17 protein-coding genes and 1 pseudogene are annotated in these 24,807 nt (G+C 65.8%); 7 read left to right on the forward strand and 11 right to left on the reverse strand.

What is annotated here, in order from left to right; genetic code table 11:
• Nucleotides 1-2: 2 nt before the first annotated feature.
• The 5 genes from AX735_RS17100 to AX735_RS17120 all read right to left on the reverse strand — a co-directional run bounded on the left by AX735_RS17100 (nucleotide 3) and on the right by AX735_RS17120 (nucleotide 9,458).
• Nucleotides 3-935 carry an alpha/beta hydrolase-fold protein gene (locus AX735_RS17100; protein WP_231750159.1) on the reverse strand — a complete coding sequence of 311 codons (933 nt, stop codon included), beginning with the start codon at nucleotides 933-935 and terminating at the stop codon, nucleotides 3-5.
• Nucleotides 932-3,001 (reverse strand): glycoside hydrolase family 97 protein, encoded by a 2,070-nt coding sequence (locus AX735_RS17105; RefSeq protein WP_066282641.1) that lies wholly within the window; start codon nucleotides 2,999-3,001, stop codon nucleotides 932-934. Before AX735_RS17105 ends, AX735_RS17100 begins: the two co-directional genes overlap by 4 nt.
• Before the next feature lie 22 nt (nucleotides 3,002-3,023).
• Nucleotides 3,024-4,664 carry an alpha-glucosidase gene (locus tag AX735_RS17110; RefSeq protein WP_066282645.1) on the reverse strand — a complete coding sequence of 547 codons (1,641 nt, stop codon included), beginning with the start codon at nucleotides 4,662-4,664 and terminating at the stop codon, nucleotides 3,024-3,026.
• 10 nt (nucleotides 4,665-4,674) lie between these two features.
• Nucleotides 4,675-6,492, reverse strand: a complete 1,818-nt coding sequence (locus tag AX735_RS17115) for an alpha-amylase family glycosyl hydrolase (protein WP_231750160.1) — start codon at nucleotides 6,490-6,492, stop codon at nucleotides 4,675-4,677.
• Between the two features lie 80 nt (nucleotides 6,493-6,572).
• Nucleotides 6,573-9,458, reverse strand: coding sequence for a TonB-dependent receptor (locus tag AX735_RS17120; RefSeq protein WP_066282655.1), 2,886 nt, complete (start codon nucleotides 9,456-9,458; stop codon nucleotides 6,573-6,575).
• Between the two features lie 217 nt (nucleotides 9,459-9,675).
• Here AX735_RS17120 and AX735_RS17125 point away from each other — a divergent pair, with 217 nt between their 5' ends.
• The 3 genes from AX735_RS17125 (at nucleotide 9,676) to AX735_RS24530 (ending at nucleotide 14,546) form a co-directional block, all read left to right on the forward strand.
• Nucleotides 9,676-10,695 (forward strand): LacI family DNA-binding transcriptional regulator, encoded by a 1,020-nt coding sequence (locus tag AX735_RS17125; protein WP_066282658.1) that lies wholly within the window; start codon nucleotides 9,676-9,678, stop codon nucleotides 10,693-10,695.
• Between the two features lie 116 nt (nucleotides 10,696-10,811).
• Nucleotides 10,812-12,317: an MFS transporter gene (locus AX735_RS17130; RefSeq protein WP_066282661.1), complete on the forward strand. Its 1,506-nt coding sequence runs from the start codon at nucleotides 10,812-10,814 to the stop codon at nucleotides 12,315-12,317.
• A 57-nt stretch (nucleotides 12,318-12,374) separates the two neighbouring features.
• Complete coding sequence (locus AX735_RS24530) at nucleotides 12,375-14,546, forward strand: NAD(P)/FAD-dependent oxidoreductase (protein ID WP_082751175.1); 2,172 nt, start codon at nucleotides 12,375-12,377, stop codon at nucleotides 14,544-14,546.
• Between the two features lies 1 nt (nucleotide 14,547).
• On the opposite strand, the gene AX735_RS17140 is transcribed toward AX735_RS24530, so the two are convergent.
• The 5 genes from AX735_RS17140 to AX735_RS17155 all read right to left on the reverse strand — a co-directional run bounded on the left by AX735_RS17140 (nucleotide 14,548) and on the right by AX735_RS17155 (nucleotide 18,476).
• Nucleotides 14,548-14,772: a hypothetical protein gene (locus AX735_RS17140; RefSeq protein ID WP_066282663.1), complete on the reverse strand. Its 225-nt coding sequence runs from the start codon at nucleotides 14,770-14,772 to the stop codon at nucleotides 14,548-14,550.
• A complete protein-coding gene (locus AX735_RS24535) occupies nucleotides 14,729-15,010 on the reverse strand; it encodes a BrnT family toxin (protein ID WP_137776286.1) in 282 nt (93 codons plus the stop codon). The genes AX735_RS17140 and AX735_RS24535 overlap by 44 nt, the downstream gene beginning before the upstream one ends.
• Before the next feature lie 8 nt (nucleotides 15,011-15,018).
• On the reverse strand, nucleotides 15,019-16,071 hold the full coding sequence (locus AX735_RS17145; RefSeq protein ID WP_066282668.1) for a ribonucleotide-diphosphate reductase subunit beta: 1,053 nt from the start codon (nucleotides 16,069-16,071) through the stop codon (nucleotides 15,019-15,021).
• Nucleotide 16,072: 1 nt separating this feature from the next.
• Nucleotides 16,073-16,342 (reverse strand): hypothetical protein, encoded by a 270-nt coding sequence (locus AX735_RS17150; RefSeq protein ID WP_066282670.1) that lies wholly within the window; start codon nucleotides 16,340-16,342, stop codon nucleotides 16,073-16,075.
• A gap of 121 nt (nucleotides 16,343-16,463) precedes the next feature.
• The gene (locus tag AX735_RS17155) at nucleotides 16,464-18,476 is read right to left on the reverse strand and encodes a ribonucleoside-diphosphate reductase subunit alpha (protein WP_066282672.1); all 2,013 of its coding nucleotides are present in this window, start codon (nucleotides 18,474-18,476) and stop codon (nucleotides 16,464-16,466) included.
• A 580-nt stretch (nucleotides 18,477-19,056) separates the two neighbouring features.
• Between AX735_RS17155 and AX735_RS17160 the strand changes: the two genes are divergently transcribed.
• Nucleotides 19,057-20,580, forward strand: a complete 1,524-nt coding sequence (locus tag AX735_RS17160) for a fumarate hydratase (RefSeq protein ID WP_066282673.1) — start codon at nucleotides 19,057-19,059, stop codon at nucleotides 20,578-20,580.
• Between the two features lie 300 nt (nucleotides 20,581-20,880).
• Here the strand turns inward: AX735_RS17160 and AX735_RS17165 are convergent, their stop codons facing one another.
• A complete protein-coding gene (locus tag AX735_RS17165) occupies nucleotides 20,881-21,852 on the reverse strand; it encodes an MlaA family lipoprotein (protein WP_066282676.1) in 972 nt (323 codons plus the stop codon).
• 212 nt (nucleotides 21,853-22,064) lie between these two features.
• Between AX735_RS17165 and recN the strand changes: the two genes are divergently transcribed.
• From recN to AX735_RS17180, 3 genes and pseudogenes are all read left to right on the forward strand, one after another.
• Nucleotides 22,065-23,726, forward strand: a complete 1,662-nt coding sequence (recN, locus tag AX735_RS17170) for a DNA repair protein RecN (RefSeq protein ID WP_066282680.1) — start codon at nucleotides 22,065-22,067, stop codon at nucleotides 23,724-23,726.
• A gap of 23 nt (nucleotides 23,727-23,749) precedes the next feature.
• Nucleotides 23,750-24,118, forward strand: coding sequence for a putative quinol monooxygenase (locus AX735_RS17175; protein ID WP_066282696.1), 369 nt, complete (start codon nucleotides 23,750-23,752; stop codon nucleotides 24,116-24,118).
• Nucleotides 24,115-24,627 (forward strand): annotated as a pseudogene (locus tag AX735_RS17180) (NAD-dependent DNA ligase LigA); the annotation flags it as partial. The gene AX735_RS17175 and the pseudogene AX735_RS17180, both read left to right, overlap by 4 nt.
• Nucleotides 24,628-24,807: the final 180 nt, after the last annotated feature.

The raw sequence follows: 24,807 nt of genomic DNA on the forward strand, positions 1-24,807 counted from the left end.
CCTCACTCCCCCCCTAACAACCACCCCATGATCTCCGGCAAACGCGCAGCCCAGGCGTTTTCCTCGTGTTCCGCCCCTTCGTACACCCGGCTTTCCCAGTCCTTGCCCTTCTGCCAGCCCGAGGCGGCGATGCGGGCGTCCACCGCCTGCTGATAGGGCGCGTAGAAGGTGTCGAGCGTCGCGGTGCCGTGGTCGAGCCAGAGGCGGCGGCCGTCGGGTGGGCCGAGCTTTTCGGCGAACCAGCGGTCCCAGAGCCCGATCAGCTCGGGATCGCCGCCCTCCACCGCGCGCGGATCGATGGCGGGCCAGTGCGAACTGATGCACGCGGCGCGGCCGAAAATGTCGGGGCGATTGAGGAAGGCGTAGCAGCTCATCAGCCCGCCCATGCTCGATCCCATGATCGCCGTGTCGTCGCGGCCGGGGCGGGTGCGGAAGCTCGCATCGACCCAGGTCTTGAGCGGTCCTGCGATCCAGGCAAGATAGGCGTCGGAGAGGATCGGGCCACCGGCGGCCGCGTCCATCCGCGCCCGCAAGCCGGGCGAGGCGGCGTCGTGAATGTCGCGCGGCAGATACTGGCGGAAGCGGTCTGCGCCCGGTGCCCAGATGCCGATGATGATATGCGGCTCGACCGCGCCGCTGGCCGACACCTGCAGCATCGCCCTGTCCGCCGCCCAGATCTTGTCGAAATTGGACCAGCGCCGGTCGAACAGATTGTGCCCGTCGTGCATGTACAGCACCGGATAGCGCCGCGCCCCGGTGTCATAGCCCGGCGGCAGCCAGATGGTGAGCCGCTGGTCGGGCAGGCCGGCGGCCGCGATCCGCTCGTACTGCAGCAGCCGCCCCTTGTCCTCGACCCGCAGCGCATCCTCTGCGCGCAGCGCAGGCGCGAGCGCCAGGGCCAGCAGCGCCAGCGCGAGTCGCAGCCAGGCGTTCACCGCCCGAGCCGCTCCAGCCGGATCGCAAAGCCACCGCCCGGTGCCATGCGGATATTGAGCGTGTCTCCGGCGGTGACGGCCTTCTGCTCGATCACGATCTGGTGCCGCGCCTCGGTGCAGTAATCGGCGCTGTCGCCATCGCGCCAGACATGCGCCCGCCAGCGCGAGCCCCTGGGCAGAAAGGACAGGTCGATCGCCGCCTCGCGCGCGTTGTCGTCGGTGACGCCGCCGATATACCAGTCAGGCCCGTTGCGGTCCTTGCGCGCGATCACCGCCATCTGGCCGACCTCGCCGAGCAGCGTGCGGCTGTCCTCCCAGTCGGTCGGCACCTTCTCGATAAACGCCAGCTCGCGCGGATGCGCTTCCAGATTCTCGATCAGGTCGGCGACCATCTGGATCGGCGAATAGAGCACGACATAGAGCGCGAGTTCACGCGCCAGCGTCGATTCGAGATCGCGCCCGCCGCGCCCCTTCAGTGAGAGGATGCCCGGCGTATAGTCCATGGGCCCCGCGAGCATCCGCGTGAACACCAGCGTCGGTGCGTGCTTGGGTCCGTTGCCCGGCGTGCCCCAGGCCTGATATTCGCCGCCGCGCGCGCCCTCGCGGCTCACCCAGTTGGGATAGGTGCGCCTGAGTCCTGAGTCCTTGATCGGCTCGTGCGGGTTGACCGCGATGCGGCGCGCGGCGGCCTCCTGCACGACCTTCAGGTGATGCTGCGCCATGCGCTGGCCGTCATGCCATTCCATGCGCTGTTCGCCAGTGCCGTCGCCCGGCGCGATGATGCCGCCCGCATCGGCGACATAGCCGGTCTTGACCGCATCGACGCCGTGCCGGGCATAGAGATCGAGCGCCGCGCCCAGCTGGCTTTCGTATTTCGCGATATTGCCGCCGGTCTCGTGATGGCCGATCAGGCGCACGCCATGTTTGCGGGCATAGGCGGCAAGGTCGGGCAGGTCGAAATCGGGGTAGCTCTGGACGAAATCGAAATCGCGGCCATTGCCGAACCAGTTGCCGTCCCAGCCCTTGTTCCAGCCCTCGACCAGCACCCCGCGAAAGCCATGGCGAGCGGCGAAATCGATATGGCGGCGGACATTGTCATTGGTCGCGCCGTGCTTCGGCCCGCTCGCCCAGCTCCTGGTCTCGAGGTGCATTTCCCACCACACGCCGACATATTTGTGCGGGGTGAACCAGCTGGTGTCGCTGAGCCTGTTGGGCTCGTTGAGGTTGAGCTCGAGATCATTGTCATACAGCCCGCCTGCGCTGCTCGCGATGCGGATGCTGCGCCAGGGGGTGGTGAATGCGCCTGTGCGCTCGACCTTCGCGCCGCGGCTCGAGGGCGAGAGCGTGGCGCGGAAGCGCTGGCCGTCGACGCGCTTGAGCCACATCGCGGCATAATCGACCAGCGCGGCCTCGTGGAACGCCAGATGCGTGCCATCGGCGAGCTTCACCGTCATCGGCGTGTGCGCGGCGGAGACCTGATCGATTTGGGTCGCGTGATAGAGATATTCGTAGCGGTTCCAGTCGCCCGCCTGGATCCACCAGGCCTGGCCGGGCGCGGCGATGACGAATTCGGTCAGCTCGTCGGCGATGCGCCACGGCCGGCCATCGGCGCGCGCGGCGAATTCGTAACGAAAGCCGATGCCGTTGTCGAAGGCGCGGAAGCGGATGGCGATCGGGCGATCGGTCGGCCGGTCGGTGAGCGCGTCGCTGGCACCGGGCGAGACGAGGCGGACCAGCAGATCGTTATGCCGGTCGGTCACGGTCCTGCGCTCGCCCCAGGGCTGGTCCCAGCGTGTATCGACGCTGGCGGTCTCGCTGGCGACGAAGCGGCTGTTGCGACCGAAGCCGTCCTGATCGGTGAACTGGAAGCCCATGCGCGAGGGCGCGATCAGCGGCTTGCCGTCGCGGCTGACGGCATATTGGGCCCAGCCTTCGCCATCGATCGTCACGTCGATCCGCACCCGTCCATCGGGCGAGGCGACGCTCGCGACGGGGCTCGATTGCGCAAGCGCGGGCGCGGCGAGCGCCGCGAGCCAGGTGAGAAGGGCTAACAGCAGCGATCGCATCGGGAATCTCCTGGGGAAAGGATCAGTCGGGGGTGAAGAGCAGCGCGCCGTGGCCGGGCAGGCTGCCGGGCGCGGCGTCATTGACCGCCATCACCACGGCACCCCTGGTGGGCAGCGCGGCGGGCCAGGCGGCAGGCGCGGCGGACAGGTTGAACGCGGCGATAATGCGCTCGTCGCCCTTGATGCGCTCGAAGGCGAGCACCTGCGCGTCGCAATGCAGGATGGCGATGCGGCCCGTCGCCAGCGCCGGATGCAGTTTGCGCAGCGCGAGTGCGGCGCGGGTGAGGTTGAGCAGCGATTGCGGGTCCGCGCTCTGCGCATCGACCGCGAGCGGGCCGTGCTCGTCGCCAAAGGGCAGCCACGGATCGCCGCTGCCGAAGCCCATATCGTTGGCGTTGCGCCGCCAGGGCATCGGGGTGCGCGCGCCGTCGCGGCTCAGCGTCAGCGGCCAGTTGGCGATCGCCTCGGGGTCCTGCAGCCGCTCGAACGGGATCTCGACCTGCGGCAGGCCGAGCTCCTCGCCCTGATAGAGGAAGATATTGCCGCGCAGCGCGACGAGCAGCAGGATCTTGAGCCGGGCGAAGGCCTCGCGATGCTCGGGCGCGGCCCAGCGGGAAAGCGCGCGCGGCGCGTCATGATTCTCGAACGCCCAGCTTGGCCAGCCGGTGCCGGGCGTGTCGGGCCAACCGGTCAGCGCCTGCGCGACGATTCCCGGCGTCAGCTTCTCGGCATAGAGGAAGTCGAAGCCATAGGCGCTGTCGAACCGCGTGCCGCCTGCGGTGAACAGCTTCATCTCGCGCTCGGCATCGTCGCCGCCCACCTCGGCGACGGTGAACTTGTCGCCATAGGTGTCGATCAGCGCGCGCATCCGCTCGACAAAGCCGGGAATGTCGGCATGCGACTGGTTGTAGACTTTCAGCTGGAAATCGAACGGCCGGGTGCGCGGCTTGCCGGTATCGGGCGCGGGCGGATTGTCGCGCAATTGCGGATCGTGCATCGCGAAATTGACCGCGTCCATGCGGAAGCCGTCGACGCCGCGATCAAGCCAGAAGCGCAGCACGTCCAGCAAGGCTGCCTGCACCGCCGGGTTGTGCACGTTGAGCTGCGGCTGCTCCTTCAGGAAATTGTGCATGTAATACTGGCCGCGCCGCGCATCCCAGGTCCAGGCGGGGCCGCCGAACACCGACTGCCAGTTGCTCGGCGGGCTGCCATCGGGCTTCGCATCGGCCCAGACATACCAGTCGGCCTTGTTGGCACTGGCGCTCGATCGGCTGTCGACGAACCAGGGATGCTGGTCCGAACTGTGCGAGAAGACCTGATCGATCAGTACCTTGAGGCCGAGAGCGTGCGCGCGCGCGACCAGCGCGTCGAAATCCTTGAGCGTGCCGAAGATCGGATCGACCCCGCAATAATCGGCCACGTCATAGCCGAAATCCTTCATCGGTGACGGGAAGAAGGGCGAAAGCCAGATCGCATTGACGCCGAGCTCGGCGATATGGTCGAGCTTCGCGGTAATCCCCGCGAGATCGCCGATGCCGTCGCCGTTCGCATCGGCAAAGCTGCGCGGATAGATCTGATAGATGCTTGCGCCCTTCCACCAGGGGCGGGGGACACCGGTGCCATTGTCGGTATCGGGCCGGGTATCGCAGATCGGCTTGGTCATGTTTCGGCTCTCAGTCGATCGGGGTGGCGCGGCAGACGGCATAGCCCAGCGGGGCCAAGCGGATGGCGACCGATCCCGGCGCGCTGGCGGTGGTCGGGCATGTGCCGGCCAGGCCGATGAACGCGCGCGAGCGATAGCCGACTTCCACGTTCATGCTCACCGGCTGGTCCGAGGTGTTGACCGCGACGAGAATTTCCTCGCCATCATCCTCGCCGCGCGTGAAGGCGAGCAGGCCGGGCTTGGGGCCGTAATGGCGCAGCACGGTGCGCCCGTCGCGCAGCCGGGGATGCGCCTTGCGGATCGCCGCCAGCTCGGCGATCAGCGCATAGAGCGGGTGCGCGGAATCGAAATTCTCGGTTGCGGTGGTCGCAGCCGACCCGACGAGGCGATTGTCGTTGTAACTGGCGACGCGGCTTGCGAACATGTCCTCGCGCGCGTCCTGGTCGTTGCCGTCGCCGGTAAAGCCCTGCTCGTCGCCATAATAGACGGTCGGCACGCCGCGCGCGGTCAGCATCAGCACATGCGCGAGCTTCATGCGGGCGAGGCGCTGTTCCTCGCTGGCGTCGGGAAAGGCCTTGTCGAGCATGTGCCCGAGCCGGCCCATGTCGTGATTGCCGAGAAAGGTGGGCAGCGTGAGCGCGGTCGCATCGCCGCCCTCGTAGAGCACGTCGCCCGCGATCAGACTGGCGAACAGGTCGGTCCCGGCCTTGCCGGTGAGCATGTCGCGCACCGCGGCCTGGAAGGCGAAATCGAGCACCGCGGGCAGCTTGTCGCGGCGCGTGTATTGCGCGAGGAAACCAGGGTCCATCGCGTCGTTGGCGACCTCGCCGAAGATGTGGAAGTTCGGGATGCCTTTGGCCTTGGCGCGTTCGCGCATCGCGGGGGCAAAGCGCGCCCAGAATTCCGGGTTCACGTGCCGCGCGGTATCGATGCGGAAGCCGTCGATACCGAACCGGTCGATCCAGCTCGCGTAAATCTCGATGAACCCGTCGACCACGCGCGGGCTTTCGGTCATCAGATCGTCGAGCCCGACGAAATCGCCATAGCGCGAATCCTCGCCATAGAAGCTCGTATTGCCGCGATTGTGGTAATGGATCGGATCGTTGAGCCAGGCGGGAACCTTGATCTGCTCCTCGCCCTTGGGCAGCTGCGGGGTATAGGCGTAAGCGGGATCGGTCAGCCGCGCGAAATTCTCGGCCGTGCGGACGGCATCCCCCTCGAACCCGCCATTGATCCGCTCGCCGTTGATTCCGCCTTTGGTCCAATAGGGATAATCCGCCTTGGAGCGATAGGCGCAGACCGGTTTCCCCGCGCATTCCCTGAAATAGATCACATCGGCGGTGTGGTTGGTGATGATGTCCATATAGACCTTGATGCCGCGCGCGTGCGCCGCGTCGACAAAGGCCCGGAATTCGTCATTGGTGCCGAAATGGCTGTCGACCTTGATGAAATCGGTCACCCAATAGCCGTGATAGCCCGCGCTTTCCTGGCCCGGTTCGCCCTGCACGGGCTTGTTCTGGAAGATCGGTGCGAACCAGATCGCGGTGACGCCAAGGCGCTGGATGTAATCGAGCTTCTGCGTGAGGCCCTTGAGATCGCCCCCATGGAAGAAGCCCTTGTGCGCGGGGTCGAACCCGGTCTTCAGCCGGTCGCCCTTCAGTCCGCCGCGATCGTTGGCGGGATCGCCATTGGCGAAGCGGTCGGGCAGCACGAAATAGATGATCTCGTCCTGTGGCGGACGGCTGCGCACGGTGGCGGCGCTGTAATCGGGCGTCTGCGCGGCGGCGGGGGCCGAAGCGGCCAGGGCGGCCAGTCCGGCCAGCGTCATCCAGTGTCGCATTGTGCGCCTACCTCATTCGCAATAACGGGGGGCGGGTGGGGAAACCCGCCCCCCGACTGGTGACCGGATCAGAACTCGTACGTCGCGCCCAGGAAGAAGGTGCGGCCGAAATTCTGGATCGTTCCCGTCTGGGCGACATTGCCCCAATAGGTCCGGGTCGGTTCATCGGTCAGGTTATTGACCTGCGCAAGCAGCTTGAGCCCGCGCAGCGCGCTGCCTTCCTGGAACTGGTAGGAAAGCTGCGCATCCATCACCGTTTCCTTGGCGCTGGTCAGGACGAGCTCGCTGATGCCGATCTGCGGGCTGACGAAGCTCGAACGATGGCGGGTGCTGAGGCGTGCCCCGAAGCCGGCCTTTTCGTAGAACACGGTCGGGTTGAACACGTGCTCGGACAGGCCCGGCAGCGGCAGGTTGATCGAGGCGCCGCTGGTCGCGCTGGGGAATTCCAGGTCGCTCTTGCTGTACGCATAGTTGAGCTGAACCCCAAGACCATCGAACGGAGCGGGCAATTCGACGAAGGTCTTGGAGAACTGGAATTCGAAGCCATAGACATAGCCGCCATCACCGTTGATCGGCGAGGAGAAGCTGCCCACCGCGTTGCCGGGAATGTTGGTGCCCGGAATCGGCGGCGGGATGATGCCGTTTTCGACATAGTTGAACTGCGGAATCGTGCCGTTGATGATGTACGATTCGAGGTCCTTGTAATAGGCACTGACCGCGAACACGCCCGAATTGCCGAAATAGTGCTCATAGCTCAGGTCGAACTGGTTGGCGCGATAGGGCGACAGCTCGGGATTGCCGCCGCCGCCACTGGTGTTGCCGTCCGATCCGGTATTGACGCTGATCGAACCGCGCAGCTCGAAGAAGCGCGGGCGAGAGATCTGGCGGCTGTAGCTCATGCGCAGGATGTCGCGGTCCGACAGGTCGAGGATCAGGTTCACCGCCGGCAGGAAGTCGTTGAACGTGCGTCCGCGCGTCACCGGACGGCGGTTCTCGCGTGCCGGCGGCGGGGTGGCGGGGTTGTCGACCAGGTTCGGGTCGGCAAAGTTCACCGTCGAGCTCTGGTCGGTGCGAACATAGCGCGCGCCGATATTGCCGTGGAAGCGCAGGCCGCCGAGTTCGGTATCGAAATCGAGCTGGGCATAGCCCGCGTACGTTTCCTCATCGATCCGGAAGCTCTGGTCGATGGTGAAATCGAACGCGATCTGGTCGGTCGGCTGCCGCACGCCCAGCGTATTGCCGAAGGCGAGATTGAAGGCGCCATCGATATCTACCACGGCAAAGCCGGGCAGGCCCGCCGCCGCATAGCCGCCCGAGAAGCCGGCCTGCTTGACCAGATTGCCGGGCACTGCCAGCGGGCTGCCGGGAATGCCGAAGGTGTTGAAAGAGGTCACCCGGCGGTCGCCGCGGCGGTCGGCATAGCGGAAGCCGAAGCGCAGTGCGTCGAGGAAATTGGCCTCGTCGAAGCGGATGACCAGGTCGGCTGCGGTCGCGAACAGCTCGTCGCTGTCCGCCTGCGGCACCAGGAACTGGCCGTCGAGGAAGAAGCCGCCGCCAGCCGGATCGACATCGGTGAAGTTCGAGCTGATCGAACGGATGGTCGGAAGACGCGTGCCGTTGAGCTGATAGTCGACCGAGATCAGCCCGGGGATCGAATCCGCGCGGCGCAGGCCGGTGGGCGTGTTGACATAGGGGCGCAGGTTGATGCCCGCGTTGTTGAAGAAGCTGGTGCCCTTCGAATAGCCGACATCGACGGCGAGGGTGACGCGGTCGCTGAAGTCATAGGCCAGGTTGCCGCCGATGGTGTAGAGCTCGTCGCGGCGGCTTTCGTCCTGATTGACCAGCTCGGTGCCCAGGCCGAAGCCGAAGCCGTTGCTGCCGACCTGGTTGACGATGCGGCCGCCGATCAGCGCGTTGTTGGCGATCACCGGGTTGATGAACTGGTTGTCGCCCGATTGCGGCGAGACGACGCGCAGGCCGCGACGCTGCACGTCCGACTTGAAGCGCGAATAATAGCCGTCGATCAGCACGCGGAGACGATCGCTCGGCTCCCACTGGATCACGCCGATCGCCGCGTCGCGCGTCTCGCGGCCACCGAACTGGATGCCTTCGAAACCGAAATTGAGCGAGTCTGCAACGCCGTCGCCATTGAGGTCACGCGTGGGGGACCCATTGGTGCCCGGGATCGGGAAGTCGAACTGGACGAAGCGCGTGGCGACGTTCGGCTGGTAAAGCCGTGCATAGCCCAGTGCGATGCCCAGCGTGTCGTCGAGCAGCTTGGCCTGGACCGATCCGGACACGCGATAGCCATAGGACGAGACGTCCGGGCTTTCGCTGGCGCGGTCATTGTACAGGCCGCGCAGGTTGACGGTCGCCTTGAACGCATCGGCATTGTCGAGCGGGCGCACGGTCTTCAGCTCGACCTTGCCCGCGATGCCGCCCTCGATATGGCTGGCGAGCGGGGTCTTGTAGACCGCGGCCTGGTTGATCAGTTCGGACGGATACTGGTCGAACTCGATCACGCGGTTGCCGCTGGTGGCGACCTGTTCGCGGCCGTTGAGCGTTGCCGAAACGAGGTCCTGCGACAGGCCGCGAATGTTGATCGCGCTCGCCTGGCCGCCGGTGCGCTGCGAGGTCACGCCGGGCAGACGGGCCAGCGATTCCGCGATCGACACGTCGGGAAGGCCCGCAATGTCGTCGGCGGTGACGATATCGACGATGAAATTGCTCTCGCGTTTGGCGGCGATCGAGTTCTCGACGCTGGCGCGGAAACCGGTGACGACGATGACGCCGCCTTCCTCGTCGATCTCGGCGGTGCCCTGCGGCTGTTCGGCATCCGTGCTCTGCGCGAGCGCGGGGCTGGCAGCGCCGATCATCAGCGCGGTGGACAGGGCGGCAAGGCTGGTGCGGCCGGACGCAAGGCGCAGTCGACGGGCGCGAAAAATCGCTTTCATGATCACTCTCCCCAGGGGCCCCGCACGCACATGGCGGGGATGATTTCTGGCGTCTGGAAAAAGTCCAGGGCCGCCGGTTTTCAGGTGAACCGGTCGGCAGTTTGAATAACCTTTGCACCACGATTGCAAAAGGCATACGCATACGTATTCAGGCTGAAAGGTCGCAAAGACCCGGAAATAGCGCGGTTTTGCAAGCGACTGGACGCTAAGGGGCAGGATGGGACGCAGGCCAACCTCATTCGACATCGCACAGCTGGCGGGCGCCTCGCAGCCCACGGTTTCGCGCGCGCTCAGCGGCAATCCGGCGGTCAGCGAACAGACGCGCCGGCGCATCCAGGCGATCGCCGCGCAACTCAATTATTCGGTCGACAAGAACGCCTCGTCGCTGCGGCGGCAACAGGCGAACACGCTCGCGCTGCTGTTCTTCGAGGACCCGACGCCCGACGATTCGATGATCAACCCCTTCTTCCTGGCAATGCTGGGGTCGATCACGCGCACCGCCTCGCGCGCCGGGTTCGACCTGCTGATCTCGTTCCAGCAGCTCTCCAGCGACTGGCATGTCGATTACCAGGACAGCCACAAGGCCGATGGCATCATCCTGCTGGGCTATGGCGATTACGAGGACTATCGCGCTCGGCTGACGCATCTGGTGGCGCAGGGCACGCATTTCGTGCGCTGGGGATCGCCGATGGCGAACGAGCCGGGCATCACTTTGGGGTCGGAGAATCGCAGCGGTGGCTATGCCGCGACCCGGCACCTGATCGAGCGCGGGCGACGGCGCATCGCGTTCATCGGTATCGCATCGAGCCATGCGCCCGAGTTCGAGGACCGCTGGCGTGGCTATCGCGATGCGCTGGACGAGGCGGGGCTGGAGGCCGATCCGGCGCTGCAGCGCGATTCCGTCACCTCCGAAGAGGCAGGGCATGAGGCGGTGCGCTCGCTGATCGCGGCGGGCACAAGTTTCGATGCGATCTTCGCCGCGTCCGACCTGATCGCCATCGGCGCGATGCGCGCGCTCGCCGAGCAGGGCCTCAGTGTGCCCGGCGATGTCGCGCTGGTCGGGTTCGACGACATTCCGGCGGCAAGCTTCACCAACCCGCCGCTCACCACGGTCAGCCAGGACGTGAAGGCGGCGGGGGAAGCGCTGGTCGATACGCTGCTGCGCAAGATCCGCGGGCAGGCGGTCGAGCCCTATATGCTGCCCACCCAGCTGATCGTGCGCGGTTCGAGCGGCTGAACGCTTGGCCCCCCACGTATACGTATGCGCTGCGGTTGTGCGCTGACGGGCGCTCTGCCACGGTTCGGGCCAGGGACCCCGCGAAGAGCATAAGGCGGACATCCAGGGAGAGGCGCATGATCGCGGAAAAACCGCGCAAGAGCTTTTGGCAGCTGTTCAACCTGAGCTTCGGATTCTTCGGCATCCAGATCGGGTTCGCGCTGCAGAATGCGAACATGAGCCGCATCTTCCAGTCGCTCGGCGAAAGCCTCGACAACCTGCCTGCCTTGTGGATCGCAGCGCCGCTCACCGGCTTGCTCGTCCAGCCGATCGTCGGCCATTATTCGGACCGCACCTGGACCCGGCTCGGCCGCCGCCGCCCCTATTTTCTCGCCGGGGCCGTGCTCGCGGCGCTGTCGCTGGTCGTCATGCCGCTGTCGCAATCGCTGCTGCTCGCCGCGATGATGCTGTGGATCCTCGACGCGTCGCTCAACATCTCGATGGAGCCGTTCCGCGCCTTTGTCGGCGACAATCTGCGCAAGGACCAGCACACGATGGGCTATGCCATCCAGACCGCGTTCATCGGCGCGGGCGCGGTAGCGGGGTCGCTCTTCCCCTATCTGCTCACCGATCTCGGCATCGCCAACACCGCGCCTGCGGGCCAGGTGCCCGATACGGTGCGGATCAGCTTCTGGTTCGGCGCCGCCGCGCTGTTCCTCGCGGTGCTGTGGACCATCGTCACGACGCGCGAATACAGTCCGGAGGAAATGCGCGCCTTTGCCGAGGCAACCCCCGATGCCCCCGAGGCCCAGCCGATCCGTGCGCTGGCGACGCGAACGCTCACCAGCGCGATCGCCTGGATCGCCGCCGGGGTGGTGGTGGTCGTTCTGGTGGGGAGCTTCGACCTCGAGAAGGAGCTGTACCTGCTCGGCGGATTGCTCGCCGGCTATGGCCTTGCCAGCCTGATCGCGATCCGCATGGCGCGTGCGGGCCGCGACAACAGCTTGCTCGGGGCTATCGTCGGCGATTTCTCGGGCATGCCGCAGATCATGAAGCGGCTGTCGCTGGTGCAGTTCTTCAGCTGGTCGTCGCTGTTCATCATGTGGATCTACACCACGCCCGTCGTCGCGCAGACCGCGTTCGGCGCGACCGATGCGTCGAGCCCCGCCTATAACGCGGCGGGCAACTGGGTCGGCGTGCTGTTCGCCATCTATAACGGCATCGCGGCGATCGCGGCACTCACCCTGCTGCCCTGGCTGGCGGCGCGGATCGGCAAGGTGCGGGCGCATGCCCTTTGCCTGCTGTGCGGTGCCGCCGGGTTCGCGAGCTTCCTGTTCATCCGTGATGCGCAGCTTCTGGTGGTCAGTGAGATCGGCATCGGCATCGCCTGGGCGTCGATCCTCGCCATGCCCTATGCCATCCTCGCCTCCAGCCTGCCGCAGGCCAAGCTCGGCATCTTCATGGGGCTGTTCAACGTGTTCGTGGTGCTGCCGCAGCTGCTGGTCGCGACGGTGATGGGCAGCCTGCTCAAGGCCTTCTTCCCGACCGAGCCGGTCTGGACGATGGCGTTCGCTGCCGCCGTGCTGGCCATGGCCGCGCTCGCGACGCTGCGCGTGCCTGAGCCGGACGCCGCGCCCATGTAACGATCCGGCCAACCCGGCGAACCTGATGGCGGGTGCACGCTATCGGGATGCGCGGGGATGGAAGCTGTCGGAATTCAGGGCTCGGCGACCGGACCACAGGCGCGCCCTTTGCCGCCGGTGCTGCGCATCAGCTTGCGCGTCTGGCTGAAGCTCTATGCCGCGCTGATCGCCTCGGCGCGGCCGGTATTCGATCTCGTCGTGCGGCTGGTCATCGCGCAGGGGCTGCTTGCCTCGGGCCTGGTCAAGCTGATGGACTGGGAGCGCGCGCTCGCATTGGCCAGCCAAGAATATCCGGTGAGCTTCATGTCGCCACCTTATGCCGCCGCGCTGGGGCTCGCGATCGAGCTCGGCGGTTCGCTGCTGCTCGCTTTGGGGCTGATGACGCGCGGCGCGGCGATCGCGGTGGGCGCGCTGATGCTGGTCGCGCAGCTCGGCTATCTGCCGACCGACACGCAACTGTTCACCATCGCGCTGATGGGCTGGTATGCTCTGCGCGGTGCGGGGGCATTGTCGCTCGACCGGCTGCTCGCGCGCGGGCTCAAGGACAGCGCGGTGCCGCTCGCGCCCCAGCTGGTCGGCGCGGGCGATTGGCTCACCCGCCATGCCGCGCCCTGGTATCTCGCCGGCCTGCGGCTCTGGCTGGCGCTCGCGCTGGTGGTACAGGCGGGATGGCTCGCCTTGCCCGAGCCGCAACCGCTGCTACCGCTCGCCAGCTTCGCCGCGCTGCCGCCTCCCAGCGCCGCGCTCTATGCGCTGCTGATGCTGGCGGGGCTCGCCATGCCGCTGGTGTCGCTGCTCGCGATCCTGGGGCTGCAGGGGGCGATGCTGATGGGCCATGGTGCGGGCCTGCCGCTGCTGGCGATGGCGACGCTCGGCCTTTTCATCGCTCATGGCAGCGGACGCGCCTCGATCGATGCGGGGATTGCGGCCTGGCTGCAGGCGAACGTGCTGCGCGATGCGCGGCCCGGCATGGTGCCGCAGGACTGGCCGCATGTCGTGATCGTCGGCGGCGGCTTTGGCGGGCTCGCCTGTGCGCTCGCGCTGCGCCGTCTGCCGGTGCGGATCACCTTGATCGACCGGCAGAACTATCACCTGTTCCAGCCCCTGCTCTACCAGATCGCCACCGCCGCGCTCTCGCCCGCCGATGTCGCCATCCCCATCCGCCAGCTGTTCCGCGCTGACGGCAATGTCCGCGTGCTGCTCGGCGACGTCGACCGGGTCGATACGCAGGCACGCACCATCGGCTTTGGCGGCAACGCGCTGGAATACGACTATCTCGTGCTCGCCACCGGTGCCACGCACAGCTATTTCGGCCGCGACGAATGGGCGCCCTTCGCCCCCGGCCTCAAGCGCGTGGAAGACGCCATCGCGGTGCGCGCCGCGCTGCTCGGCGCGTTCGAAAAGGCCGAAAGCTGCGGCGATCCTGCGCGCGCGCGGCGGCTGCTCAATTTCGTCATCATCGGCGCGGGGCCGACCGGGGTCGAGCTCGCCGGTGCGATCGCCGAACTGGCACGCCACGGGCTGGAGCATGAATATCGCAGCATCGATCCGGCCGATGCCCGCGTCATCCTGGTCCAGGCCGCCGACCGCATCCTGCCCGCCTTTCCGCCTCAACTGTCCGCCGAGGCCGCGTTATCGCTCGAACGGCTGGGCGTAGAGATCCGGCTCGATGCGCGCGTGACCGGCATCGAGGCCGAGCGTGTGCTGATGGGCGAGGAGGCGATCGAGAGCGAGACCGTGCTCTGGGCCGCCGGTGTCGCCGCCTCGCCCGCCGGACGCTGGCTGAATGCTGCTACCGATCCCTCTGGCCGGGTGACAGTCGATCCGTGCCTGCGCGTCGCGGGGCAGGGCAATGTGTTCGTGATCGGCGATGCGGCGGCGAGCCTCGGCTGGCAGGGCAAGCCCGTCCCCGGCCTTGCGCCCGCCGCCAAGCAGGCGGGCAAGCACGTGGCGATGCTGATCGGCGAGGAACTGCGCGGACGGCCCGCCGACGCGCCGTTCGTCTACCGCCACCAGGGCAGTCTTACCACGATCGGCCGCAAGAGCGCCGTCGCCGATTTCGGCTGGCTCCGCCTGCACGGCGCCCCCGCCTGGTGGCTCTGGGGCGCAGTCCATATCGGCTTCCTGGCGGGCTTCCGCAACCGCGCCGCGGTGGTTGTCAACTGGCTGTGGAGCTATGTGACGCAACGCGCGGGGATTCGGCTAATCACCATGGGGGAGCGGGGGTAAGTCAGGCTGCGCGCGGCTTCTTCAGTGGAATGACCAGCCGGGCATTTTCGAACCACTCGTCGGTCAGTTCGGGCGCGACATCGGCATCGTCGGCTATCTGCCGAGCGATCTCGTCATCGGATACGGCATCGATCTTCGCGAGATTTTCCGGCGTCGCCCAGGTCCTGGCAAAGGCCAGGGCCTCATCGCGGGAGACTTGCTCGGTATCGTCTGACTTCGCGGTCATTGGCTTTCCGGAAACTCACGATGCGGCGATTAGCGCCGCGCCATGTGTAGACTACCACAAAGATGCGGTTGTCCAAAGCCGCGATGGGGCCCGTCGCAATGAAGCGTGGCTCGCCATAATTCTGCCGGGTGTCCTGCTCTTCGATGAAAGGGCCATCGAAGAGCAGGGCCGCCAGCTGGAACGGCAAGCCACGCTCATGGATATTGATGCTGTTCTTCACCGGATCGAACTCGATCACCGGTGCAATTACTCCGCCGCGATCCCCGCCTGCTTGAACATGTCCTCGCTGTCGTCGATCACGGCGACCTCGTTGGCGGCGCTCTTCTTCTGGCGCTTGTCGAAGGCGGCCCAGACGTCGTTCCAGTTGCCGCGCGTCGCGCCCTTCGAATATTCGGTCGCGCGGGTTTCGAAGAAGTTGGCGTGCTCGACGCCGTTGAGCAGCGGGGCGAGCCAGGGCAGGGGGTGGTCCTCGATCATGTAGATCGCAGGGAGCCCAAGCTGGCTGAGGCGCCAGTCGGCGATATAGCGGATGTACCGCTTGATCTCCTTGGCCGTCATGCCGCTGACCGGGCCCTGTTCGAACGCCAGGTCGATGAACGCATCTTCCAGCCGCACGGTCTTCTGGCAGCAGTCGATAATGTCCTCCTTCACCGCCTTGGTCAGGCAGCCGCGCTCGGCGCAAAAGGCGTGGAACAGGCGGATGATGCCTTCGCAGTGCAGGCTCTCGTCGCGCACCGACCAGCTGACGATCTGGCCCATGCCCTTCATCTTGTTGAAGCGCGGGAAGTTCATCAGCATCGCGAAGCTCGCGAACAGCTGCAGCCCTTCGGTGAAGCCGCCGAACATCGCGAGCGTGCGCGCGATGTCCTGATCATTATCGACGCCGAAGGTCGCGAGATAATCGTGCTTGGCCTTCATCTCCTCATATTCGAGGAACATGCCATATTCGCTTTCGGGCATGCCGATGGTGTCGAGCAAATGGCTGTACGCGGCGATATGCACGGTTTCCATGTTGCTGAACGCGGTCAGCATCATCTTGACCTCGGTCGGCTTGAACACGCGGCCGTAATTTTCGTGATAGCAGTTCTGCACCTCGACATCGGCCTGGGTGAAGAAGCGGAAGATCTGCGTCAGCAAGTTGCGCTCATGGTCGGACAGCTTCTGCGCCCAGTCGCGGCAATCCTCGCCCAGCGGCACCTCTTCGGGCATCCAGTGGATCTGCTGCTGGCGCTTCCAGAAATCATAGGCCCAAGGGTATTCGAAAGGCTTGTACTGGGTGCGGGCTTCCAAGAGAGACATGCTATTGCTCCGAAATCAGACCGTACAGGACGGCCAAGAATATCAACGTAAAAAACGATCCGAACAGTATGGCCGCTCCGGTTTGGAACAGAGCGAAGCGGCGGTCCCATTTGGTGCGCGGTGGCGGTTCCTCGCCAATCACGCGGTCAATCATCAGCTCAAGGGCAGACACCCCATCATGCCACGCGCGCGTGCGCAGCGATCGGATACCCATCCAAAGAAACCCCGGCCCCAGCAAAACCAGCAGAGCCAGAAGGCCGAGCTCTTTCATTTCAATCCCGCCGAGTTGAACGCCAGGCCAGGAGATGGGCCCCGGATCAAGTCCGGGGACCGGGCTAGGTCTGCGCGCAGCGGCATCAACTCGACCAAAGTACCACTTCGGTCGAAACCCTTTACTGGCAGGCCAAACACTCGTCGTAATCCGTCGTTTCGCCGAGCTCGAACTTGGGCGCGTCGATGGTGTTGTCCGCCTCGACGCCGCCGGCAAAGCCTGCGCGCTGGACCGATTTGGAGCGCAGATAATAGAGCGACTTGATGCCCAGCTCCCACGCGCGGAAGTGCAGCATCAGCAGGTCCCATTTGTCGACGTCCGCCGGGATGAACAGGTTCAGCGACTGTGCCTGATCGATATAGGGCGTGCGGTCGGCCGCCAGTTCGAGCAGCCAGCGCTGGTCGATCTCGAAGCTGGTCTTGAACGCGTCCTTTTCCTCCGCGCTCAGGAAATCGAGATGCTGGACCGAGCCGCCCTTTTCGAGGATCGAATTCCACACATTGGTCGAATCCTTCGCCTTTTCGCGCAGCAGCTTTTCGAGATACGGGTTCTTGACCACGAAGCTGCCCGAGAGCGTCTTGTGGGTATAGATGTTCGCCGGAATGGGCTCGATGCACGCGCTGGTGCCGCCGCAGATGATCGAGATCGACGCGGTCGGCGCGATCGCCATCTTGCAGCTGAACCGCTCCATCACGCCCTGGTCGGCAGCATCGGGGCAGGGGCCGCGTTCCTTGGCGAGCAGCATCGAGGCTTCGGACGCCTTGGCCGCGATGTGCTTGAAGATCTTCATGTTCCACGACTTGGCGAGCGCCGATTCGAAGCCGAGGCCGCGCGCCTGGAGGAACGAGTGGAAGCCCATCACGCCCATGCCGACCGAGCGTTCGCGCATCGCGCTGTAGCGGGCGCGCGCCATTTCGGGCGGGGCGCGGTCGATATAGTCCTGCAGCACATTGTCGAGGAAGCGCATCACGTCCTCGATGAAGCGCTTGTCGTCGTGCCACTGGTCCCAGGTCTCGATGTTGAGCGAGGACAGGCAGCACACGGCGGTGCGGTCGTTGCCCAGGTGATCGCGGCCCGTGGGCAGCGTGATCTCGCTGCACAGGTTCGAGGTCGAGACCTTGAGGCCGAGCTCGCGGTGATGCGCGGGCATCATGCGGTTCACGGTATCGTTGAACACGATATAGGGCTCGCCGGTCGCCAGACGCGTCTCGACCAGCTTCTGGAACAGCGCGCGCGCGTTGACGGTGCCGCGCACGCTGCCGTCCTTGGGGCTGCGCAGGTTGAAGTCCGCGCCGTCGCGCACCGCTTCCATGAACTCGTCGGTCAGCAGCACGCCATGGTGCAGGTTCAGCGCCTTGCGGTTGAAGTCGCCCGAGGGCTTGCGAATCTCGAGGAACTCCTCGATCTCCGGATGCGACACGTCGAGATAGCAGGCGGCCGAACCGCGGCGCAGCGAGCCCTGGCTGATCGCGAGCGTCAGCGAATCCATCACGCGCACGAACGGAATGATGCCGCTGGTCTTGCCGTTGAGGCCCACCGGCTCGCCGATGCCGCGCACATTGCCCCAATAGGTGCCGATGCCGCCGCCGCGCGAGGCGAGCCAGACATTCTCGTTCCAGGTGCCGACAATGCCTTCCAGGCTGTCGTCGACGCTGTTGAGATAGCAGCTGATCGGCAGGCCCCGGCCCGTGCCGCCGTTCGACAGCACCGGCGTGGCGGGCATGAACCACAGCTTCGAGATATAGTCATAGAGCCGCTGGGCGTGCTCCTGGTCGTCGGCATAGGCATCGGCGACGCGCGCGAACAGGTCCTGATAGGATTCGCCGGGCAGCAGATAGCGGTCTTCGAGCGTCTCCTTGCCGAAATCGGTGAGCAGATCGTCGCGGCTCTTGTCGGTGACGACATGGAACCGGCGCGCGGCGACGGTCTTGCTGTCCAGAGCCTCGGCGGGCTTGGCGGCGGCAGCAGCTTGCGTGGCGGCCATGGCGATCAGCGCCATTTCCGCGGCATTGGGCTCGGCCGACGCGATCCTTGCGCCTGTGCCTGCTGCGGTATCGGCCTTGACGGCTGCGTCGAGTACATCTGCTTCACCCATATCTTCTGCGCTACCCTTGCCCGTATCTCTGAAATCCATGACGCCCCCGTTAGACCGTTGATGGGAAACTTTGTTCCGCAATTGTTCGACTCGGGGCGCAAGCGTCCCGTATAGCATCTTGTGGGTCCGGACGGGGGAAAACTTATCCCCAACCAATGGTCCTTCAGAGGCAAAAACCCCCTTGACGCGAGAACGCTGCACGCCCCCGCGCATTTTGTGAACCACTGGTATTGGTATGCCCCTTCCGCGTACCCCACTACCTATAGTGCCGTTTCCTGAATCCGGCGCAAGAGGGTAAATGGTTAATTAGGCCAACCGTTCGTCGCGCGTGGGATTCCGTTCGTCGCTGGGGCGCCAGGACCAAGACGGCGCGACGCGCGGAAAAAAGCCGGTCCGAAAAATCGCAAGAGGGCAAATGCGGCTTGCCCACAATTTCCTCTCCACAGGCTTGTGCACGGCAAATTGGGGGCTGTGGATGAAGCCATGTGATGGTGCGTCAACGATGCTCGGGCCACATTCCCTTGTGCCCCGGCTTGCGATAGCGTGGCACGCACAATAGAGACGGTCGCAGTTCATCCGCCAGCGCCACGAGAGCGCATCCAGTTTCCGGGGGAATGCCATGACCGTGACCATCAAAGCCGCCGACCTGATCGAGAGCGTCGCCGACGCGCTGCAGTTCATCAGCTATTACCACCCGATGGACTATATCCGCGCGCTCGGCAAAGCCTATGCGGCGGAGCAGTCGCCCGCGGCCAAGGACGCGATCGCGCAGATTCTCACCAACAGCCGTATGTGCGCCGAGGGCCATCGGCCGATCTGCCAGGATACGGGAATCGTCAACGTGTTCGTTAAATGGGGCATGGACTGCCGCCTCGACGACACCTCGCGCTCGCTGCAGGAGATCGTCGACGAGGGCGTGCGCCGTGCCTATCTGCACCCGGACAACAAGCTGCGCGCCTCGGTGCTCGCCGATCCGGCCTTCACCCGCCGCAACACCAAGGACAATACCCCGTGCGTGCTGCATGTCGAGATGGTGCCCGGCCATCACGTGCATGTCGATGTCGCGGCCAAGGGCGGCGGCAGCGAGAACAAGTCCAAGTTCAAGATGATGAATCCCAGCGACAATATCGTCGACTGGGTGCTCGAGATGATCCCGCAGATGGGCGCGGGCTGGTGCCCGCCGGGCATGCTCGGCATCGGCATCGGCGGCACGGCGGAACATGCTGTGCTGCTCGCCAAGAAGGCGCTGATGGAGCCGATCGACATGGGTCCGCTCAAGGAACGCGGGGCGCAGAACGATCTGGAAGCGATGCGGATCGAGATTTTCGACAAGGTCAACGCGCTCGGCATCGGCGCGCAGGGGCTGGGCGGGCTTTCGACCATTCTCGACGTCAAGATCATGGACGCGCCCTGCCATGCTGCGGGCAAGCCGGTCGCGATGATCCCCAATTGCGCCGCGACGCGCCACGCGCATTTCAGCCTTGATGGCTCAGGCCCGGCCTATCTCGAAGCGCCCAAGCTCGACGAATGGCCCGATGTCAACTGGACGCCGGACAAGGCCGCGATCCGCGTTGATCTTGATAATCTGACGCCGGAAGTGGTGCAGAGCTGGAAACAGGGCGACCGGCTGTTGCTCAACGGCAAGATGCTCACTGGGCGCGACGCGGCGCACAAGCGCATCCAGGACATGCTCGCCAAGGGCGAGGAGCTTCCGGTCGAGTTTCGCGGCCGCGTGATCTATTATGTCGGCCCGGTCGATCCGGTGGGCGAGGAAATCGTCGGCCCCGCCGGCCCCACCACCGCGACGCGCATGGACAAGTTCACCCGCATGATGCTGGAGCAGGGCCTGCTCGCGATGGTCGGCAAGGCCGAGCGCGGCCCGGCGGCGGTCGAGGCGATCCGCGACCACAAGAGCGCCTATCTGATGGCGGTCGGCGGCGCTGCCTATCTGGTCGCGCGCGCGATCAAGGGCAGCACCGTCGTCGGCTTCCACGATCTGGGCATGGAGGCGATCTACGAGTTCGAGGTCAGCGACTTCCCGGTGACCGTCGCGGTCGATAGCGAGGGCAAGAACGTGCACCAGCTCGCCCCGCTCGTGTGGCGCGACAAGATCGCCAAGGAAGGGCTGCTGCAGGGGGCGTGAGCCTAATGCCCTCTCCCCTTTAGGGGAGAGAGCAGTCGTTCAGCCACCCTGCGCGCTGACGACCCACCCCCGGCCCCTCCCTGGCGAGGGAGAGGGCTTTGGTACGCAGGCGGCGTTGTTATCAACCGTCACCCTGAACTTGTTTCAGGGCCCATTTCTCCCCACGCGGCTTCGGATTTTGGGGCACGATGGGTCCTGAAACAAGTTCAGGATGACGGTGGTTATTTGGGCAGACGATCGCGCCGAGCCTTCGAAAGGCTCAGGCTGAGCGGGGGTGGTGAAGCGCTTCGGGGCTGGTTCTTACCCCACCGGCACGCAGTTCGCCGCCGGTGCTACAGGCATTACCGGCGTCACCGGCACAATGATCCGCCCGCCGGTGCCCGGATTGACGAACGGCAAATCCGCATCGGGATATTGCACCTTGCCCTTGAGCGCATCGATCTCGGCCTGGCGGCGCTTCAGGTAGAAATCGCGCGCGGCCATATAGGGATCGCCGCTCTGGTTGCGCAGCGCGTTCAATTGCTCGTCGATCTGGATGCGTCCCTGCAGCGCGCTCAGCGTCGCGGCGGGCAGGGTGAAATAGGGGTCGTTGAACGGCGCGCCGACCACGGTCGGCAGCAGCAGCCCGTCGATCGTTCCGCCCACCAGGTCGCGAACCGTGGTCGGCCCGATCAGCGGCAGGAACAGATAGGCCCCCGGCTCCACCCCGTAGTAGCCGAGCGTGTTGGCAAAGCCGTTGCGGCGATAGGGCAGCTTGAAGGGATCGCGCTTGGCGACATCGAACAGCCCGCCGATGCCGATGGTGCTGTTGATCGCAAAGCGTCCGACGGTTTCGGCGGCCTTGCCGGGTTTGAGCTGCAGCAGAAAGTTGAGCGCTACGATCGGCTCGGTCAGGTTGCGCAGGAAGTTGCGGATGCCATGGCGCACCGGCTTGGGCACCGCGTCCTTGTACGCCATCGCCACCGGGCCGACCAGGGCCTCGTCGACATCCTGCACGACCTCGAACGATTGGGCGTTCAATTGCAGCATCGGGTCGCCCGGCTGCGAATCGGGCCGCGCGGTGACGACGATGGCGCCATTCTGCGCAGGGGCGGCAGCGGCGGCTGGTGTTTCGCTAGGAGCAGCAGCGAGCTGGTCGATGGCCGGGCAAGGCGGCAGCGCGGCGGCAGGTGTTGCCGGTGCTTCGATCGGCGCTGCGATGGGTGCCGGTTCTGCACCCCCCGTCTGAAGCGACGCCAGTGCCAGCGCAAAGGGCAGCGCGGAAAGGCTCATCGTGCAACGCTCGACAGCGAAATTTGCAGTAAAAGGGTCATCCCGGCGTCGTCATCCTTGCGCAGTATTGCCCCATTTGCTCGGGCTATGGCCAGTGTCGGGACAAGTCAATGTCCCGCGTGCCGATATACGGATGCCCGCGCCCTGCCGTTGCGCCCACCCGACCAAAAAGCCTGTTTCCAGATGTTCCTGCTATGGTCTAAAGCACGGGGATGCTGCTGTCGCTCGCCATTCGTGACCTGGTGCTGATCGAGGCGCTCGATCTGGACTTTCGCGCCGGTCTGGGCGTGCTGACCGGGGAGACCGGGGCGGGCAAGTCGATCCTGCTCGATGCGCTGGGCCTCGCCATGGGCGCGCGCGCCGATAGCGGGCTGGTGCGCCAGGGGGCAGAGCGCGCGCTGGTGATCGCAGGGTTCGACACGGGCGATCACGCCGGTGTCGCCGCGCTGCTGAACGATAACGACATCGCGCAGGAGCCGGGCGAGCCGCTGCTGATCCGGCGCCAGGTGCGCGCCGATGGCGGCAGCCGCGCCTTCGTCAACGACCAGCCGGTGTCCGCCGCGCTGCTGCGCGATCTGGGCGCGATGCTGGTCGAGATTCACGGCCAGCACGACGATCGCGGGCTGATCAACCCCAAAGGCCATCGCGACCTGCTCGACAGTTTCGGGCGCTGCGACGTCGCGGGCGTCGCCGCCGCGTGGCGCGAGTGGCAGGCGGCCGAGCGCGCGTTCACGGCGGCGAGCGAGGCGATCGAGAGCGCGATGCGCGACCGCGAACTGCTCGAGCACAATCTGGAAGAACTCGCCGCCTTCGGCCCGCAGCCGGGCGAGGAGGAGGAACTGGCGGGCGAGCGCGCCGCGATGCAGAAGGGCGAGCGGCTTTCGGGCGATCTCGCCGAGCTGTTCGAGACCTTCGAGGGATCGAAGGGCGCGCTGGCGCTGCTGCGCGGGGCGGCCCGCAAGCTCGGCCGGATCGCCGAAGAGCATCCGCTGCTCGATCAGGCGATGGAGGCGCTCGACCGTGCGATGATCGAGGCCGACGATGCCGAGGCCAAGCTGCGCGCCGCGTCCGAGGCGCTGACCTATGACGCGGTGCGGCTCGACGAGCTCGAGCGACGGCTGTTCGATCTGCGCGCACTCGCCCGCAAGCACAACGTCGCGGGCGACCTGCTGCCCGATCTCCTGAAACGGATGCAGGCGGACTGGGCGGCGCTCGAATCGGGCGGGGCGAATGTCGCCGAGCTCGACCGGGCGCGGCACAAGGCGCGCGAAGCCTATGTCGCCGCCGCCGATGCGCTGAGCGCAGCGCGGGCCAAGGCTGGCATCGCGCTCGATGCGGCAGTGATGGCGGAACTGAAGCCCTTGAAACTCGATGCCGCGCGCTTCCGCACTTTGGTCGAGCCGCTTGACGAGGCGCGCTGGGGCGCCTCGGGCAAGGACCATGTCGAATTCCTCATCTCGACCAACCCCGGCAGCGATTTCGCGCCGTTGATGAAGATCGCGTCCGGAGGCGAGCTGTCGCGCTTCATCCTCGCGCTCAAGGTCGCGCTCGCCGAGCAGGGCGGGGCGGCGACGATGATCTTCGACGAGATCGATCGCGGCGTCGGCGGCGCGGTCGCCTCGGCGATCGGCGAGCGGCTGGCGCGGCTTGCGCGCGGCACGCAGCTGCTGGTCGTCACCCACTCGCCCCAGGTCGCCGCGCGCGGCAGCCAGCACCTGCTGATCGCCAAGACATCGGACGGCACGGTCGCGCGCACCGGCGTGCGCACGCTCGACGATGCCGGCCGCAAGGAAGAGATCGCGCGCATGCTCTCCGGCGCGGAAATCACCCCCGAAGCGCGCGCGCAGGCGGATCGGTTGCTGGAGGGGGTGTGAATCGACGCGAACATCTTGCGGCGATGATCGCCATGGCGGCTGCAGTGTTACCGCCGCACCAGCTCAGGGCTCTGGAGGTGCAAGTGGAGGAAATGGTTCCGCAATATGGATTGATCGGTCAGATGATCGCCAAGCCCGGCCAGCGCGCCGCCTTGGCCGAGATCCTGAGAGAAGGCACCGATGCCATGCCGGGGAATTTGGTCTATCTGATCGGTGAAGACAGCGACAACAACGACGCGCTCTGGATTGTCGAAATCTGGACCGACAAGGATGCGCATGCTGCATCGCTGAGTCTGCCGGTCGTGCAGGCAGCTATTGCAAAAGGGCGGCCGCTGATCGGGGGCTTTGGTACGCGCGCCGAGTTTCGACCGATGACAAAGACGCAAACATGAACAATCTTGAATCGCTCACCGAAGCCGAAGCCGCGATCGAATTGCAGCGGCTCGCCAAGAGAATCGCGCACCACAACCGGCTCTATCATGCCGAGGATTCGCCCGAGATCTCGGATGCGGACTATGACGCGCTCGTGCGGCGGAACAACGAACTGGAAGCGGCCTTTCCACATCTGATCCGCGCCGACAGCCCCAACAAGCTGGTCGGCGCGGCGGTCGAATCCTCGCCGCTGGCCAAGGTGCGGCACGAGCAGCGGATGATGAGCCTCGACAACGGCTTTTCGGACGAGGACATCGGTGAGTTCGTTGCACGCGTGCGGCGTTATCTCGCCTTGCCCGAGGGCGAGCTGCTCGCGTTCACCGCCGAGGACAAGATCGACGGACTGTCGCTCTCGCTGCGCTACGAGCAGGGCGTGCTGGTGCGCGCCGCGACGCGCGGCGATGGCGAGGTGGGCGAGGATGTGACCGCCAATGTGCGGACGATCGGGGATATTCCCGAGCGCCTTACGCTCTCTCCCCTTGAGGGGAGAGGGGGGAGCCGCGAAGCGGCGGAGGGAGAGGGGAAAGCGCTGCCCTAGCCCCTCTCAACTCCGGCTAGCCAGACAAGCTGCCAAGCCTTCGTATCTCTCCCCTGAGCCGCAGGCGAGCGAAGCTCAACGGGAGAGAGCTGCTCGCCTTACTCGCCCGCA

Source organism: Blastomonas sp. CCH1-A6 (assembly GCF_001556365.1).
GTDB classification, from domain to species: Bacteria; Pseudomonadota; Alphaproteobacteria; order Sphingomonadales; family Sphingomonadaceae; genus Blastomonas; species Blastomonas ursincola.

Excerpts from the sequence above, each read along its gene's own strand:
- AX735_RS24530 (WP_082751175.1), top strand. The coding sequence starts at position 12,375 with ATGGAAGCTGTCGGAATTCAGGGCTCGGCGACCGGACCACAGGCGCGC.
- AX735_RS17155 (WP_066282672.1), bottom strand. The coding sequence starts at position 18,476 with ATGGATTTCAGAGATACGGGCAAGGGTAGCGCAGAAGATATGGGTGAA.
- AX735_RS17130 (WP_066282661.1), top strand. The coding sequence starts at position 10,812 with ATGATCGCGGAAAAACCGCGCAAGAGCTTTTGGCAGCTGTTCAACCTG.
- AX735_RS17110 (WP_066282645.1), bottom strand. The coding sequence starts at position 4,664 with ATGACCAAGCCGATCTGCGATACCCGGCCCGATACCGACAATGGCACC.
- AX735_RS17115 (WP_231750160.1), bottom strand. The coding sequence starts at position 6,492 with ATGACGCTGGCCGGACTGGCCGCCCTGGCCGCTTCGGCCCCCGCCGCC.
- AX735_RS17145 (WP_066282668.1), bottom strand. The coding sequence starts at position 16,071 with ATGTCTCTCTTGGAAGCCCGCACCCAGTACAAGCCTTTCGAATACCCT.
- AX735_RS17150 (WP_066282670.1), bottom strand. The coding sequence starts at position 16,342 with ATGAAAGAGCTCGGCCTTCTGGCTCTGCTGGTTTTGCTGGGGCCGGGG.
- AX735_RS17175 (WP_066282696.1), top strand. The coding sequence starts at position 23,750 with ATGATCGCCATGGCGGCTGCAGTGTTACCGCCGCACCAGCTCAGGGCT.
- AX735_RS17105 (WP_066282641.1), bottom strand. The coding sequence starts at position 3,001 with ATGCGATCGCTGCTGTTAGCCCTTCTCACCTGGCTCGCGGCGCTCGCC.
- AX735_RS17140 (WP_066282663.1), bottom strand. The coding sequence starts at position 14,772 with ATGACCGCGAAGTCAGACGATACCGAGCAAGTCTCCCGCGATGAGGCC.
- AX735_RS17120 (WP_066282655.1), bottom strand. The coding sequence starts at position 9,458 with ATGAAAGCGATTTTTCGCGCCCGTCGACTGCGCCTTGCGTCCGGCCGC.
- recN (WP_066282680.1), top strand. The coding sequence starts at position 22,065 with ATGCTGCTGTCGCTCGCCATTCGTGACCTGGTGCTGATCGAGGCGCTC.
- AX735_RS17160 (WP_066282673.1), top strand. The coding sequence starts at position 19,057 with ATGACCGTGACCATCAAAGCCGCCGACCTGATCGAGAGCGTCGCCGAC.
- AX735_RS17125 (WP_066282658.1), top strand. The coding sequence starts at position 9,676 with ATGGGACGCAGGCCAACCTCATTCGACATCGCACAGCTGGCGGGCGCC.
- AX735_RS17165 (WP_066282676.1), bottom strand. The coding sequence starts at position 21,852 with ATGAGCCTTTCCGCGCTGCCCTTTGCGCTGGCACTGGCGTCGCTTCAG.